11 protein-coding genes and 1 pseudogene are annotated in these 14,633 nt (G+C 37.5%); 11 read left to right on the top strand and 1 reads right to left on the bottom strand.

Features of this window, described 5'->3' with window-relative positions:
• The first annotated feature begins 4 nt into the window (after positions 1–4).
• The 9 genes from gyrB (at position 5) to AA974_RS03935 (ending at position 10,246) form a co-directional block, all read left to right on the top strand.
• On the top strand, positions 5–2,326 hold the full coding sequence (gyrB, locus tag AA974_RS03975; protein WP_064433522.1) for a DNA topoisomerase (ATP-hydrolyzing) subunit B: 2,322 nt from the start codon (positions 5–7) through the stop codon (positions 2,324–2,326).
• Between the two features lie 45 nt (positions 2,327–2,371).
• Positions 2,372–3,364: a hypothetical protein gene (locus AA974_RS03970; RefSeq protein WP_064433521.1), complete on the top strand. Its 993-nt coding sequence runs from the start codon at positions 2,372–2,374 to the stop codon at positions 3,362–3,364.
• Positions 3,351–4,106, top strand: coding sequence for a R.Pab1 family restriction endonuclease (locus AA974_RS03965; RefSeq protein WP_064433520.1), 756 nt, complete (start codon positions 3,351–3,353; stop codon positions 4,104–4,106). Before AA974_RS03970 ends, AA974_RS03965 begins: the two co-directional genes overlap by 14 nt.
• Positions 4,107–4,315: 209 nt before the next feature.
• Positions 4,316–5,527 (top strand): peptidoglycan DD-metalloendopeptidase Csd3, encoded by a 1,212-nt coding sequence (csd3, locus tag AA974_RS03960; protein WP_064433519.1) that lies wholly within the window; start codon positions 4,316–4,318, stop codon positions 5,525–5,527.
• Positions 5,527–6,165, top strand: a complete 639-nt coding sequence (locus AA974_RS03955; protein ID WP_064433518.1) for an NUDIX hydrolase — start codon at positions 5,527–5,529, stop codon at positions 6,163–6,165. The genes csd3 and AA974_RS03955 overlap by 1 nt, the downstream gene beginning before the upstream one ends.
• Positions 6,166–6,175: 10 nt before the next feature.
• Positions 6,176–7,531, top strand: coding sequence for a plasminogen-binding protein PgbA (pgbA, locus tag AA974_RS03950; protein ID WP_064433517.1), 1,356 nt, complete (start codon positions 6,176–6,178; stop codon positions 7,529–7,531).
• Positions 7,532–7,535: 4 nt separating this feature from the next.
• Positions 7,536–8,915 carry a glycolate oxidase subunit GlcD gene (glcD, locus tag AA974_RS03945; RefSeq protein WP_064433516.1) on the top strand — a complete coding sequence of 460 codons (1,380 nt, stop codon included), beginning with the start codon at positions 7,536–7,538 and terminating at the stop codon, positions 8,913–8,915.
• A gap of 22 nt (positions 8,916–8,937) precedes the next feature.
• On the top strand, positions 8,938–9,702 hold the full coding sequence (dapB, locus tag AA974_RS03940) for a 4-hydroxy-tetrahydrodipicolinate reductase (RefSeq protein WP_064433515.1): 765 nt from the start codon (positions 8,938–8,940) through the stop codon (positions 9,700–9,702).
• A gap of 373 nt (positions 9,703–10,075) precedes the next feature.
• Positions 10,076–10,246 (top strand): hypothetical protein, encoded by a 171-nt coding sequence (locus AA974_RS03935; protein ID WP_064433514.1) that lies wholly within the window; start codon positions 10,076–10,078, stop codon positions 10,244–10,246.
• A 157-nt stretch (positions 10,247–10,403) separates the two neighbouring features.
• Here AA974_RS03935 and glnA read toward each other — a convergent pair whose 3' ends face one another.
• On the bottom strand, positions 10,404–11,849 hold the full coding sequence (gene glnA, locus AA974_RS03930) for a type I glutamate--ammonia ligase (RefSeq protein ID WP_064433513.1): 1,446 nt from the start codon (positions 11,847–11,849) through the stop codon (positions 10,404–10,406).
• A 148-nt stretch (positions 11,850–11,997) separates the two neighbouring features.
• On the opposite strand from glnA, the pseudogene AA974_RS03925 reads away from it, so the two are divergent.
• Both AA974_RS03925 and rplI read left to right on the top strand, forming a co-directional pair.
• Positions 11,998–14,118, top strand: a pseudogene (locus tag AA974_RS03925) (GmrSD restriction endonuclease domain-containing protein).
• Positions 14,119–14,180: 62 nt separating this feature from the next.
• On the top strand, positions 14,181–14,630 hold the full coding sequence (gene rplI / locus AA974_RS03920) for a 50S ribosomal protein L9 (RefSeq protein WP_064433512.1): 450 nt from the start codon (positions 14,181–14,183) through the stop codon (positions 14,628–14,630).
• The last annotated feature ends 3 nt before the right edge of the window (positions 14,631–14,633 follow it).

Genomic DNA, 14,633 nt, shown 5'->3' with positions numbered 1-14,633 from the left:
TTGAATGCAAAATTACCAGAGCCATAGTATTAAGGTTTTAAAAGGCTTAGAGGGAGTTAGGAAACGCCCTGGAATGTATATTGGCGATACCAATGTGGGTGGGTTGCACCACATGGTGTATGAAGTCGTGGATAACGCTGTAGATGAGAGCATGGCGGGTTTTTGCGATACGATTAATATCACTTTGACTGATGAGGGTTCGTGCATTGTAGAAGATAACGGGCGAGGCATTCCTGTAGATATTCACCCCACGGAAAAAATCCCCGCTTGCACCGTGGTTTTAACGATTTTGCATGCGGGGGGCAAGTTTGATAATGATACTTATAAGGTTTCAGGCGGTTTGCATGGCGTGGGTGTTTCGGTCGTGAACGCTTTAAGCAAACGCTTGGTTATGACTATTAAAAAAGAGGGTCAAATCTATCGCCAAGAGTTTGAAAAGGGTGTCCCTGTTAGCGATCTTGAAATCATTGGCAAAACCAAAAGCGCTAAAGAAAGCGGCACGACTATTGAATTTTTCCCTGATGAAAGCGTGATGGAAGTCGTTGAATTTCAAGCGGGTATTTTGCAAAAACGCTTCAAAGAAATGGCGTATCTTAACGACGGCTTAAAAATTTCTTTCAAAGAAGAAAAAACCCAACTGCAAGAGACTTATTTCTATGAAGACGGCTTGAAACAATTCGTTAAAGACAGTGCTAAAAAAGAATTGCTCACCCCCATTATTTTGTTTAAAAGCATGGATGAAGAAACGCACACTTCTATAGAAGTCGCTCTAGCGTATGCTGATGATTATAACGAAAACACTTTAAGCTTTGTGAATAACATTAAAACTTCTGAGGGCGGCACGCATGAAGCGGGCTTTAAAATGGGCTTGTCTAAAGCGATTTTACAATATATTGACAATAACATTAAAACCAAAGAGTCGCGCCCCATCTCTGAAGACATTAAAGAAGGGTTGATCGCGGTTGTGAGTTTGAAAATGAGCGAGCCTTTATTTGAAGGGCAGACTAAATCCAAACTCGGTAGTTCGTATGTGCGCGCGTTAGTTTCAAAATTAGTCTATGATAAAATCCATCAATTTTTAGAAGAAAACCCTAACGAAGCGAAAATCATTGCCAATAAAGCCCTTTTAGCTGCAAAAGCCAGAGAAGCCAGTAAGAAAGCCAGAGAGCTTACAAGGAAAAAAGACAATTTGAGTGTCGGCACTTTGCCTGGAAAATTAGCCGATTGCCAGAGTAAAGATCCCTTAGAGAGTGAAATCTTTTTAGTAGAGGGCGATAGTGCGGGCGGGAGTGCTAAACAAGGGCGCGATAGGGTTTTCCAAGCGATCTTGCCCTTAAAAGGTAAGATTTTGAATGTGGAAAAAAGCCATTTGTCAAAAATCCTAAAATCAGAAGAAATTAAAAACATGATCACGGCTTTTGGGTGCGGCATTCAAGAGAGTTTTGATATAGAAAGATTGCGCTATCATAAAATCATTATCATGACCGATGCTGATGTGGATGGGAGCCATATCCAAACCTTGCTGATGACTTTTTTCTATCGTTATTTACGCCCGCTGATTGAACAAGGGCATGTTTATATCGCTCAAGCCCCTCTTTACAAATACAAGAAAGGCAAGACAGAAATCTATCTTAAAGACAGCGTCGCTTTGGATCATTTTTTAATTGAGCATGGCATCAATTCGGTGGATATTGAAGGGATTGGCAAGAACGATTTGATGGGTTTGTTAAAAGTGGTGTGCCATTACCGCTACACGCTTTTGGAATTAGAAAAACGCTTCAATTTGCTAGAAATTTTACGCTTTTTGATTGAAAATAAGGACGCTTTAAGCTTTGATATGAAAATTTTAGAAAAAAGCATTTTAGAAAAATTAGAGGGCTTGAATTATCAGATCTTACGCTCTTTTGCGACTGAAGAAAGCTTGCATTTGCATGCGCAAACCCCTAAAGGCTTGGTGGAATTTAACCTGGATGACAATCTCTTTAAGGAAGTGTTGTTTGAAGAAGCGCATTACACTTACCAAAAGCTTATGGAGTATAATTTAGATTTCTTAGAAAATAAGGATATTTTGGCGTTTTTAGAAGAAGTGGAAAATCACGCTAAAAAGGGAGCTAATATCCAGCGCTATAAGGGGCTAGGCGAGATGAACCCTAATGATTTGTGGGAAACGACCATGCATAAAGAAAACCGCAGCTTAATCAAACTCAAAATTGAAGATTCAGAAAAAACCGATGCAGTGTTTTCGCTTTGCATGGGCGATGAAGTAGAGCCTAGAAGAGCCTTTATCCAAGCGCATGCTAAAGATGTGAAGCAGCTAGATGTATAAGGGTTTGATATTAGAACCCCTAAACATTTAAATAAGCGAGAAAGCGTGAATTTAGGGGCTTACTACACGCCCCCTTATTTAGTGGATTGTGCTTACAAGCTTTTAAAAAAGCATGTTGATATTGAAAAATACACGCTTTTAGACACTGCATGTGGTAATAAAGAGTTTTTAAAGCTCCACCACCCTAAAAAAATAGGAGCGGATATTGACTCTAAGTGTGATTCTTTAATAATAAACGCTTTAGCCGATCCTAAAAGGAAAAATTATGGTATTAGCCAAGATGAGCCTTTAATCATCGTGGGAAATCCCCCCTATAATGATAGAACTTCTTTTGCTAAACAAAAATTAAAAGATAAAGACTTTCATTTTGAGATAGATCATCATTTGAAATCCCGAGATTTGGGGATAAGTTTTTTAAAATCTTTTGCAATTTTAAAGCCGGCGTTTATTTGCGTGTTACACCCTTTATCTTATCTCATCAAAGAAGCTAATTTTAAGCAATTAAAGCTATTTAAGGATAATTACAGGCTTTTAGACGCTTTTGTTGTTTCTTCTAAATCTTTCACTAAAAGTAACGAATTTCCTATTGTGATAGCTTTATATGAGCGAGGGCGAATGGACTATGCAGATATTAGGCGTTTTATTTTTCCAACTGATTGCGATACGACTCTATGCTTAAACGATTTTGACTATATGGCCAATTATGTGGATAAATACCCTAACGCTCAAAAAGTCAGCGCATGCGTGGGCTATTTTTTCCCCATGCGAGACATCAACGCTCTTAAACGCAACAAAACTTTTTTAAACGAGCCAAGCGAAAATGCGGTGCGAATCAGTCAAGATAAATTGATTTATTACCAATACATCCATTATTTTAAGGAAATCGCTCCTAAAATCCCTTATTATTTTGGTAATTTGGATATTATCATTGATCGTTTTGCTTTTTTAGAAATTAAAGACGCTTTTTTAAAAGATAAAAGAGTGCGTTTAGAATATTTTAAAAAATTGTTTCAAGGACACCCTTGTGAGTTTGATTAAAGTTAGTGGTGATAAAAAAGTGATTGAGGTTTCTATTCCTTTAACTTCAATTTCAGGCAAAGTGCGTGTGAAAATCAGAAATGCCTTTAGCGACTATGATATTTCAACAGCGACCAGAAAAATCCCTCTCAGTTTAAAACATTATGTAGAGTGGCAAATCGGTTATGATGTTCCCATTAAAGATAAAGAAAAATTTGAACTCACTACTTTAAAAGATGAAAAATATCATTTTTTAGGGGCTAATAATAAGGTAAAAACTCTTTATGAATTAAGCGAAATAATTTATTACGCTAAGCAATTAGGTTTAATCAGTTTAGAAAATTTAGAAAATACTTTAAAATATTTAGAAAAACAAAAACAATTTATAGAAGATAATTTTATGATTACAAGAGAAAGATTTAGATCGCATCAATTTGGCGGCATGGATTTTAAATTTTCACATATTTCTTATCCTTTACTCATTCATTCTTTTAACGATAATCAGTTGAGCGAAATGGTTATTAGAGAACAACAATATGGCTCTAAAACCCAAGCCATGCTGTATTTTTGCTTTTCTGTTTTGGAGTTAAAAACCGCTACCCCCTTATTAAACAGAACGGCTGCACTCAAAGAACATGCTCTTTTGATTATCCATAAAACCAACGCTCTCATGTTTTTAGAAACGCTTAAAATTTTTGGACTTTTAAGCCAAGCGCACCATAACGATGTGTTAAAGATTTTAGAAAAAATACTTCAAAATTAACTGATAACGGATTGATTGAAAAGGGAATATCCAGCGCTATAAGGGGCTAGGCGAGATAAAACCATTGATGAGAAACGACCATGCACCAATAAAGTGCACTCCATCAAGCTATAAAAACAAGGCTAGGCTTTAAACTTGTATCGTTTTTCTTTAATGGCTTATGTTATACTAGTAAAATACAGATTCAATTGAAGGCATTAAACAACTGCATGGTATTTTTTCATAAGAAAGTTATTTTAAATTTTATTTATTTTTTAATGGTTGCTTTTTTGTCCCATGGGGTGTTTTTAAAATCCGATGAAATGGCTAAAAAGCAAACTTTATTGGTGGGTGAAAGGCTTGTGTGGGATAAGCTCACACTGTTAGGGTTTTTAGAAAAAAACTATATCTCTCAAAAACTCTACTACAACCTGAGTTCTCAAGATAAAGAATTGAGCGCTGAAATTCAAAGCAATGTTACCTACTACACCTTAAGAGACGCTAACAATACGCTCATTCAAGCCCTTATCCCTATAAGCCAAGATTTACAAATCCATATTTACAAAAAAGGAGAGGATTATTTTTTAGACTTTATCCCCATTATCTTCACTCGTAAAGAAAAAACCCTCCTTCTTTCTTTACAAACTTCGCCCTATCAAGATATTGTCAAAGCCACCAATGACCCCCTTTTAGCCAACCAATTGATGAACGCATATAAAAAAAGCGTGCCTTTTAAACGCCTAGTAAAAAACGATAAAATCGCTATCGTCTATACAAGAGATTATCGTGTGGGGCAAGCGTTTGGCCAGCCGACCATTAAAATAGCCATGATCAGCTCTCGCTCTAACCAATACTATCTTTTTTCCCATTCAAACGGGCGTTATTACGACTCAAAAGCGCAAGAAGTGGCAGGGTTTTTACTAGAAACTCCGGTGAAATACACCCGCATTTCTTCGCCTTTTTCTTATGGGAGGTTTCACCCTGTTTTAAAAGTCAGACGGCCTCATTACGGCGTGGATTATGCGGCTAAACATGGCAGTTTGATTCATTCTGCTTCAGATGGTCGTGTGGGTTTTATGGGGGTTAAGGTGGGGTATGGGAATGTGGTTGAAATCCATTTGAATGAATTGCGCTTGGTGTATGCTCACATGAGCGCGTTTGCTAAGGGGTTGAAAAAAGGATCATTCGTTAAAAAAGGGCAAATCATAGGAAGAGTGGGAAGCACCGGTTTAAGCACCGGGCCGCATTTGCATTTTGGCGTGTATAAAAACTCCCGCCCCATTAATCCTTTAGGCTATATCCGCACCGCTAAAAGCAAATTACACGGCAAACAAAAAGAGGTTTTTTTAGAAAAAGCTCAGCATTCTAAGCAAAAATTGGAAGAACTTTTGAAAACCCATTCCTTTGAAAAAAATCCATTTTATCTTTTAGAGGGTTTTTAATGTCTTATTTTAAGAACGCTTTCAATCAAAAATCTTTAATAGATGATTCTAGTGTGTATTTAGAGCCTTGTTCTAGCTCTAATTTCATAGAATTAAAACGCATGCATTATAATGAAGAGAATACTAAGAAAACATGGGATATTATCAAGTCTTTAGACAGCGTGGCGGTTTTACTCTATGAAAAAAAATCCGATTGTTTTGTGATTGTGAAACAATTCCGCCCAGCCATTTATGCGCGCCGTTTTCATTTTAAGCGCGATCAAGATCAAAATATTGACGGATACACTTATGAATTGTGTGCAGGGCTTGTGGATAAAGCTGATAAGAGTTTAGAAGAAATCGCTTGCGAAGAAGCGTTAGAAGAATGCGGTTATCAGATCAGCCCTAAAAATTTAGAAACAATAGGCCAATTTTATAGCGCGACCGGCTTGAGCGGGAGTTTGCAAACGCTCTATTACGCTGAAGTGCATGAGAGTTTGAAAGTTTCAAAGGGTGGGGGGATTGATACAGAAAAGATTGAAGTGCTGTTTTTAGAGCGATCAAAAGCTCTTGATTTTATAATGGATTTTCAATACGCTAAAACCACCGGATTGTCTTTAGCCATTTTATGGCATTTAAAAAAGTTTAAAAATGTTTAAAAGGAATTGTATGTTAAGGCTTTTGATAGGACTTTTTTTAATGAGTTTTATAAGCTTGCAATCAGCCTCTTGGCAAGAACCCTTAAGAGTGAGTATAGAATTTGTGGATTTGCCTAAAAAAATCATTCGTTTTCCTGCTCATGATTTGCAAGTGGGGGAGTTTGGTTTTGTCGTTACTAAACTTTCAGATTATGAAATCGTTAATTCTGAAGTGGTCATTATTGCCGTTGAAAATGGCGTCGCAACGGCTAAATTCAGAGCGTTTGAGTCTATGAAACAAACCCATTTACCCACTCCAAGAATGGTCGCTAGAAAGGGTGATTTAGTTTATTTTAGGCAATTTAACAACCAAGCGTTTTTAATCGCTCCTAATGATGAAATCTATGAGCAAATCAGAGCGACTAACACCGATATTAATTTTATTAGTTCTGATTTGTTGGTGACTTTTTTGAACGGGTTTGACCCAAAAATCGCTAATTTAAGAAAAGCGTGCAATGTTTATAGCGTGGGGGTGATTTATATTGTAACCACGAACACGCTCAATATTTTAAGTTGTGAGAGTTTTGAAATTTTAGAAAAAAGAGAGTTGGATACAAGCGGTGTGACTAAAACTTCTACGCCGTTTTTTTCTAGGGTTGAGGGCATTGATACAGGCACGCTAGGGAAACTTTTTTCAGGCAATCAATCTAAAAATTACTTCGCTTACTATGACGCTTTAGTGAAAAAAGAAAAACGCAAAGAAGTAAGGATTAAAAAGCAAGAAGGAAGGATTGATGCTAGAGAAATTAAACGAGAAATCAAGCAAGAAACCATTAAAGAGCCTAAAAAAGCCAATCAAGGCACAGAAAATGCTCCTACTTTAGAAGAGAAAAACTACCAAAAAGCAGAGCACAAACTTGATGTTAAAGAAGAAAGGCGTCGTTTAAGAGATGAAAGGAAAAAAGCCAAAGCCACCAAAAAGGCTATGGAATTTGAAGAAAGAGAAAAAGAGCATGATGAAAGAGACGAAAAAGAGACTGAAGAAAGAAGAAAAGCTTTAGAAATGGATAAAGGCGATAAAGAAGAAAGAGTCCAACCTAAAGAAAATGAGCAAGAAATCAAGCAAGAAGCCATTAAAGAGCCAGGTAATGAAAATAACGCCACCCAACAAGGCGAAAACAAAAACGCTCCTAAAGAGAACAAGGCTTCTAAAGAAGAGAATAAACCAAATTCTAAAGAAGAAAAACGCCGCTTGAAAGAAGAAAAGAAAAAAGCCAAAGCTACACAAAGAGCGAGAGAATTTGAACAAAGAGCCAAAGAGCAACAAGAAAGAGATGAAAAAGAGCTTGAAGAAAGAAAAAAAGCTTTAGAAATGAATAAGAAGTAGGCCCATGTTAGAGAAACAGCACATCCAGTATTTTAAAAACCTAGTAGGGGGAGAGGATTTTTTCACTGATTTAGCGCATTTGAACGCTTATTGCTATGACGCTACCAAAGAAAGGCATTTGCCTAGCGGTGTGATTTTCCCTAAAAACGAGCAAGAAATCAGCCAGATTTTAAGATATTGCAACGAGCATCGCCTTATCGTTGTGCCTAGGGGGGCTGGGAGCGGTTTTACAGGGGGGGCGTTGAGCGTGAGCGGAGGGCTGATTTTAAGCGTAGAAAAACATTTGGATAAGATTTTAGAGATTGATACTAAAAATTTAATCGCTAGAGTAGAACCGGGCGTGATTAACAAGCATTTCCAAAACGAAGTGGAAAAATTGAATTTATTCTACCCTCCAGATCCAGCGAGTGAAAATCAAAGCACTTTAGGGGGGAATGTCGCTGAAAATGCCGGTGGCATGCGTGCGGCTAAATACGGCATCACTAAAGATTATGTCATGGCTTTAAGGGTGGTTTTAGCGGATGGTGAAATCATAAGGGCAGGCAAAAAAACGATCAAAGATGTCGCAGGTTTTAATGTTGCAGGGCTGATGATCGCTAGTGAGGGGTGTTTGGGCGTGATTTCTGAAATCACTTTAAAGCTTTTAGCCAAACCGCCCCTAAAACAAAGCGCGATGGGGGTTTTTAATTGTATTGAAGACGCCATGAACGCCGTTTATAAGACAATGAGCAGCGGTGTTACGCCTGTGGCGATGGAATTTTTGGATAATTTGAGTATCAAAGCGGTTGAAGAACAATTTTCTAAAGGCTTACCCAAAGACGCTGGAGCGATACTCATCACTCAAGTGGATGGCGTGGTAAAAGAGCAGATTGCATGGCAACTCAATGAGATAGAAAAGCATTTTAAAGCCAATGGTTGCGTTGGTTTTAAGATCGCTCAAAACGAACAAGAAGAGCAGGATTTATGGTTTTCAAGGCGTAATGCTTCTCAAAGTATTAGCGTTTATGGTAAAAAGAAATTGAATGAAGATGTAACCGTTCCTAGGGCGAGTTTGCCGCATTTATTGCAAGAAGTAGCCAAAATAAGCCAAAAATACGGCTTTAAAATCCCTTGCTTTGGGCATACGGGCGATGGTAATGTGCATGTGAATATCATGCTAGAAGATCCTAAAAGGGATTTAGAAAAAGGGCATATGGCTATGGAAGAAATTTTTCAGGTTGCTATTAGTTTGGAGGGGACTTTAAGCGGGGAGCATGGCATAGGCTTGTCTAAAGCCAAATTCATGCCTTTAGCGTTTAATCATAGTGAAATGGAGCTTTTTAGGAATATTAAAAAAGCCCTTGATCCTAATAATATTTTAAACCCTTTTAAAATGGGGTTGTAAGATTTAAAAGCAAGGAAAGTGCATGAAAATCGGTGTTTATGGAGCGAGTGGTCGTATAGGGAAATTACTTTTAGAGGAATTAAAAGGGGGGTATAAGGGATTAGAGCTATCTAGCGTGTTTGTCAGGCAAAAATGCGAAACAGATTTCAGCTCTTTTTCGCACGCCCCTTTAGTAACCAATGACTTAAAAGCGTTTGTGAGATCTTGCGAATGCGTGATTGATTTTTCTTTACCTAAAGGCGTGGATAATTTGCTAGAGGCTCTTTTAGAATGCCCTAAAATTTTAGTTTCTGGCACGACCGGTTTAGAAAAAGAAACGCTAGAAAAAATGCAACAATTAGCCTTAAATGCACCGCTTTTGCATGCACACAACATGTCTTTAGGGATTATGATGCTCAATCAATTAGCCTTTTTAGCTTCTTTGAAATTAAAAGATGCGGATATTGAAATTGTAGAAACGCACCACAATCTCAAAAAAGACGCCCCGAGCGGCACTGCATTGAGTTTGTATGAAACTTGCGCTAAGGCTAGGGGGTATGATGAAAAAAGCGCCCTTACCACTCACAGAGAAGGTTTGCGCTCTAAAGAAAGCATTGGCATAGCCGCTTTAAGGGGGGGCGATGTTGCCGGGAAGCACACGATAGGGTTTTATTTAGAGGGCGAATACATAGAGCTTAGCCATACGGCGACTAACCGATCTATTTTTGCTAAAGGGGCTTTAGAAGTGGCTCTATGGCTTAAAGATAAAGCCGCTAAAAAATATGAAATCAACGAGATATTTGGTTGAATGTTTTTATTCTTAAGGCTTTTACTATACTATAAGGGATATTTCTGATGATTAAGCTGTATTGGAAGAGTTTATTTGGTAAGGATTGATCTTGCCTTGTGCGGTTAGTAACACAAGGCTAGTGTGGTAAGCCCTACTATAATTTTATTTCAAGGAGTCTAACTAAAATAAAATGAGAAATTTTAGCTAGGGTTTTATTATAGCAAAAATTATCAAGGATTACAAAGGGTAGCGTTCCTGGTTTGGATTTAGAGCGTTATTGTGATTGTTTTGAGTTTCATTTACTTTTTGTTTAATAATAAATCTTAACTACCATAAACGCACAATTAAAGTATTTGAGTTATTAAAAAATCTTGGAATAAAAGGATATAAAATGAAAACCATTAGGAATAGCGTGTTCATTGGAGCGTCTTTACTCGGCGGTTGCGCTAGCGTTGAGACTTATTTTGACGCTTTGCATGTTGCTTATATTAAGGACGCTGTTATAGAGAAAGAAGTGTGCTACACGCCCAAAGACTTTGCCAACCCTTACCACACTGACTAAACCGACATTGGGTTTAGGGGGGTTATTTCAAACGCTCTCTACCCCCTTAAAAAATGGGTTTTACATAAAAATAAAGTTAAAAACCACTTTTTTAAGAACAAGGCATTTTTGCCTTATTCTGAATTTTTAAAATGGGATTATTGATCCGCTCACTGTTTTAGCATGAATAAGTGGTTATAAATTCAAAAGGATGGGGTTTGCTCTCCCATGGGAACACTTCAGCGTTGAATTTAAGAGACTGATAGGCTTGAATAAATTCTTCGCTAAAGACCTGATTCTCTTTTAAATATTGCTTATCGGCTAGCATTTCTTCTAACGATCTCCTTAAAGTGTGGGGCATTTGTTTGATACCCTTTTCTCTGATTTCATCTAAAGTCAATTTGAAAAGATTAATATCCATCGCTTCGCCGGGATCCATTTTGTTTTTAACGCCATCCATACCCGCCATTAAAATCGCCGCAAAAGCCAAGTAGGGGTTTGATGAGCTGTCGGGGAATCTGAATTCAAACCTCGCACTGTTTTTAGAAATCCCATAAGGGATACGCACGCTCGCGCTCCTGTTATTAGCCGAATAGGTTAAAATAGATGGGGCTTCATAGCCTGGAATTAGGCGTTTGTAAGAATTAGTGGAAGCGTTAGTGAAAGCGGCTAACCCTCTAGCGTGGCGCAACACGCCCCCTAAAAAATGCAACGCAAATCCGCTCAAGCCCTTATAAGTTTCGCCGCTAAAAAGGTTTTCGTTGTTTTTCCAAACGCTCACATGGGTGTGCATCCCGCTCCCATTATCCCCATATAAAGGTTTTGGCATGAAAGTAGCGGTTTTCCCGTTTAAATGAGCGACCATTTTAACCACATATTTGAGTTTTTGGACATTGTCAGCGGCTTCCACTAAATCCCCAAATTTCACGCCCACTTCACCTTGCGCTTGCGCGACTTCATGATGGACGACAAAAGTTTCTAACCCCACTTGGTTTAAAACTTTCACAATTTCTGTGCGAATATCCATCATCGTATCCGTTGGCGGCACAGGTATATAACCTCCTTGCTTGCCCGGTCTATGCCCAAAATTCACGCCGTTTTCAAAACTTCTATCCCTATTCCATTCGCCCTCTTCGCTATCCACTTCATAGTATTGGGAATTGGAAGCGTCTTTAATCTTAATGGAATCAAAGATAAAAAATTCATTCTCCGCACCAAAATAAGCCACATCACCCAAACCTGAATCTTTTAAATGCTGTAAGGCTTTTTTGGCGATACTTCTGGGGCATTTCTCATAAGGCTGGTTTTTATACACATCATACACATCGCAAAACACGACCACGCTCACATCCGCACTAAAAGGGTCAATGAAATAACGCACTAAATCGGGGGTTAAAATCATATCGGAGTGTTCAATGCCTTGCCAGCCTTTAAAAGAACTCGCATCAAAAGGAATCCCCTCTTTAAACATGCCATGCGTTAAAGCCCCAAAAGAATAAGCGATATGATTCCAAGTGCCTTTAATATCGCTGAATCTAAAATCCACAAATTCCACTTCATTTTCTTTACAAAATTCAAAAAATTCTTTGATCTTGCTTTCACTATTTTGAGTTCTTGTTATCATTAACCACCTTTAATTGTTATGAATTGAGTTTGATTGATGGGGTGATTATAGCATTTAATGGGGTAAAAAAAGTAAAATCTGCATCAAGTTTTACTAAGATGCATGCGGTAAAATCCGCTAAATCAATACGCTAAATCAAGGAGTGTCTATGGAGGCAAATGCTATGAAACTGCTAGATTTTATCGGTAAGAGTCAAGAAAAATAATTTGTCATTCCCATCTATCAGAGGTTGTATAGTTGGAAAAAGGAACAATGCGAACAATTATGGGATGATATTGTCAAAACGGGTAAAAACGATAAAATAGAAGGGCATTTTATTGGCTCTATCGTGTTTGTGCATGATGGCATATACACCACTAACCACAACGATCTCCTCATTATTGACGGCCAACAAAGACTCACCACCATCACGCTTTTGCTCATCGCTTTGAGGGATCATTTAAACGATAAAGATGAATTTTTAGAAAAATTTTCGCACAAAAAAATCCAGAATCGCTATCTCATTAACAGCGATGAGGAAGGCGATAAGAAATTCAAACTCTTCCTCTCAGAGCCCGATAGAGACACCTTGCTCTCTCTGATTGATAAAGACAGAAAAAAACCAAAAGAACTCTCGTTGAGGATAGAGGAGAATTTTGGGTTGTTTAAAAAATGGATCAGTAAAAACACCGGCAAACTAGAAACGATTTTTAAAGGATTAGAAAAACTCATGGTGGTTGAAATTTCTTTAGAGAAAGGCAAGGACAACCCTCAGCTTATCTTTGAGAGCATGAACTCAACGGGCAAGGATCTCACGCAAACAGATCTGATCAGAAATTACATTCTAATGGGATTAGAACCCCAAGAACAAAAGATTTTTTATGAGAAGTATTGGAGAGCTATGGAGGAGGGATTTGAACAAGAGACCAGAGAGACTCAATTTAATAGGTTTGTCCGGCATTATCTCACGATCAAAACAAGAGAAATCCCCAATATCAATAAAGTTTATGAAGCTTTCAAGCGTTACCAACAAGAAAGGGGGATAGAAATAGAGGTATTGCTCCAAGATTTACAAAAATATTGCGGGTATTTTCGCCGGATCGTATCTAAAAAAGAAGCCGATGATAAAGATTTAAACAAGGCTTTAGGTTTTTTGGTGGATTTGGAGATGGATGTGGTGTATCCGCTACTCTTAGAGCTTTATAGCGATTATAGCGATGGCGTTTTATTAAAGCAGGATTTTATCCCTATTATCGCTTTAACAGAGAGCTATATTTGCAGAAGGGCGGTGTGTGGGTTTGGCACAAATGGTCTCAATAAAATCTTTCCCATTTTTACAAAAAATATCAATAAAAATCAATATCTTGAAAGTATAGAGAAAAAGTTTGGGTCGCTAACAAAAAATCAAAGATTTCCAAACGATGACGAGTTTAAAGAAGAATTGATGCGGAAGGATTTTTATAATTTTCAAAAAAATAGATACTTTCTTGAAAGACTAGAACATTTTGACACAAAAGAGCCGGTCAATACTAAAGAATGTAGTATAGAACATATAATGCCTCAAGAACTCAACGATGATTGGGAAAAGGATTTGGGACAAGATCATAAAAGGATACACACTCAACATCTCCACACCATAGGGAATCTCACTCTAACCGGTTATAATTCTGAATACAGCAACAGATCTTTCAAAGAAAAAAGAGGCAGGAAAGGAGGCTTCAAAGATAGCCCGTTGAGGCTCAATCAAGGTTTAAAAGATTTGGAATCTTTTGGCGAAGAAGAAATTTTAAACAGAACCAAAGATTTGGCAACTCGCGCTCTAAAGATCTGGGAAAGCCCCAAGCTAGACCCTGAAACATTAGAGGAGTATAAACAGAAAGGAAAAAGAAAAAATAGAAAAAATAAGGATTATGATTTAAGCCATTATAATTTTAGTCTGCATTCAAGGGAATTATTTGATATTTTAAGCGAAGAGATTGAAGCTCTTGATGAAAGAATCGCCGATAATAAAAGGATAACCCAAGATCGTAATAAACATTATATCTCTTATAAGTTTAAAACTAATTTTGTGGATATTGTTCCGCTAAAAAATGGATTAAAATTGTATTTGCGTATGCCATTCCATGAACTACAAGACGAAAAAAATCTGGCAAGAGATATGACCAATATAGGTCATTTGGGGAATGGGGATATAGAAGTCAAGCTAGAAACAAAAGAGAATATCTCTTATTGTTTGGGGTTGATCAAACAGGTTTTAGAAAAACAGACGGATGGTAGGAACAAGCAATAAAAACCCAACTTATTAAAATAAAGAGTATAATTACAAATTACTTAAAACTTAAAGGGGATATAATGAAGGTTCTATTATTAGAAGATGTGAAAAATTTAGGCAAAGCGGGTGAAGTGTGTGAGGTTAAAGATGGCTATGGGAATAACTTTTTAATCGCTAACAAAAAAGCCAAACTCGCCACTAACGAAGTGATCAACAAATACAAAGCCGAAGTTAAAAAGAAAGCTGAAAAAGAAGCCCTAGAAAAGGCACAAAAATTGCAAATGGTAGAAACCTTACAAACCATCACGCTGACTATCCATAAAAAAGTCGGCGCGAATGGCTCTTTATTTGGAGCGATCACTAAAGAAGAGATCACGGAGCGTTTGAAAGAACAGCATGCGAGTTTGGATTTAGATAAAAAAGACATTGAACTCAAACATCCGATTAAAAGCACAGGGATTTATGAGATTGAAGTCAAGCTTGGATCTGGGGTTGTGGGCGTGTTTAAAATTGATGTGGTGGCTGAGTAGAAA

This window comes from Helicobacter pylori (assembly GCF_001653475.1).
Lineage (GTDB): Bacteria > Campylobacterota > Campylobacteria > Campylobacterales > Helicobacteraceae > Helicobacter > Helicobacter pylori_CM.
The sequence above is the reverse complement of the archived record's forward strand: the minus strand, read 5'-3'. Positions and strand labels throughout refer to the sequence as shown.